Annotated in this window: 1 protein-coding gene and 2 pseudogenes; 1 reads left to right on the forward strand and 2 read right to left on the reverse strand. The window is 65.7% G+C overall.

The annotated features are described in order from the left end of the window. Positions 1-311 (forward strand): annotated as a pseudogene (locus EOA29_RS36335) (phosphonate monoester hydrolase); the annotation flags it as partial. A gap of 9 nt (positions 312-320) precedes the next feature. Here the strand turns inward: EOA29_RS36335 and EOA29_RS36340 are convergent. Both EOA29_RS36340 and EOA29_RS36345 read right to left on the reverse strand, forming a co-directional pair. Beyond that, positions 321-1,175, reverse strand: a complete 855-nt coding sequence (locus EOA29_RS36340; protein ID WP_126092947.1) for a sugar phosphate isomerase/epimerase family protein — start codon at positions 1,173-1,175, stop codon at positions 321-323. A 4-nt stretch (positions 1,176-1,179) separates the two neighbouring features. Beyond that, positions 1,180-1,453, reverse strand: a pseudogene (locus EOA29_RS36345) (sugar ABC transporter ATP-binding protein); the annotation flags it as partial.

Consider the following 1,453-nt stretch of genomic DNA (forward strand, 5'->3'; position numbering starts at 1 on the left):
TCCATGGCGAAGGCGTGCCGCCGATGCTCTTCGATCTCCGGACTGACCCCGGCGAGCTGCGCGACCTTGGCAGCGAGCCGTCGGCGGCCGCCGATATCGAGCGGCTGCGCAAAGTGCTGATGCGCTGGCTGGCGCTTCCCAACAACCGCATCACCGTTCCCGACGAATGGCTGACCGAGATCGACGACAAGATCGAGCATTTCGATCCGATCGTCGGCTCGGGTGTGCTCATCGGCTACTGGGACGAGGCAGAGCTTGCCGAGCAGCAGGAGGCGCGCCGCCGCTGGCTGGCGCGCCAACGTAGCGAGTAGAAGGCCCGCTTATCCCAGCGTCAGTCCGGCCTTCTTCGCCTCCTCTCGCAGGAAGGGCAGCCCGACCTCGATGACGTCGCGCGGGTCCTCCGCCACCGGGCGCCACACCGCGAGCCCGCCGGCAATGTCGACATCGACATGGTTCATGCTTTCGAGCGTGATCGCGCCTTCATAGCCGATGTCGGCGATCGCCTTCATGCAGGCCGCCCAGTTGAGCATGCCCCGCCCCGGCACGCCGCGATTGGCCTCCGACACATGGACATAGCCGAGGAAGGGCGCCGACGCCTCGAAGCCGGCGGCAAAGCTCTCTTCCTCGATATGCATGTGGTAGGTGTCGAGATGGATGAAGATGTTGTCGGCGCCGATCCGCTCGATGATCCGCGCCGCGTCGATGCCGCGGTTGATCAGATGCGTCTCGTAACGGTTGCAGGGCTCGATGCCGAGCTTCAGGCTGCGCGACTTCGCCGACTTCGCCGCCCGTTCGAGGAAGCGGCATATGCCGTCGATCTCCCTTTGCGTCGTCGCCCGGCCGGTCGTCTTGCCGATCGTGCCGTAGGTGACGCCGCCGAGCGCCTCACTGCCCACCTCGTTGCAGACCTTGAAGGCCGGCTGCAGGAAGTCGAGCGCCTCATCCGGCCGTTCGACCACGTCGAGCGCGCGCGGCAGGCCGAGCGACGGGATGAGCTCGACGCCATAATGGTTGGCGAAGCCGCGCGTGCGCTTGGTGTCGATCTCCTCGGGGCGCAGCAGCGGGATCTCCATCAGCCCGATGCCAAGCTCCTTTAGCCGGTCCATCTGCGGCTCGATGCGGCCAAGATCCCAGACCGGAGCGATGGCGAAAGTGTGCAGTCCAAATGTATTCATAAGCTCAGCCTCGTTGTTCATGCGCCGCGGCGGCGGCGATATCGCCGCCGCCGACGATGCGGCTGACGACTTCGTTCATGTTGGTCCTGGCGGTGACGAGATCGGCATCCGCCCTTCCGTGGCGCAGCACCACGATGCGGTCGGTGACCGAAAGCACGTCGTTCAGCCGATGCGAGATCAGGATGACGGCGATGCCTTCCGACTTCAGCCGCCGGATGAGATCGAGCACGCTTTGCACCTCGCGCACGGCGAGCGCCGCCGTCGGCTCGTCCATGATG

This window comes from Mesorhizobium sp. M1E.F.Ca.ET.063.01.1.1, from assembly GCF_003998155.1.
In the GTDB taxonomy this organism is placed as follows: Bacteria; Pseudomonadota; Alphaproteobacteria; order Rhizobiales; family Rhizobiaceae; genus Mesorhizobium.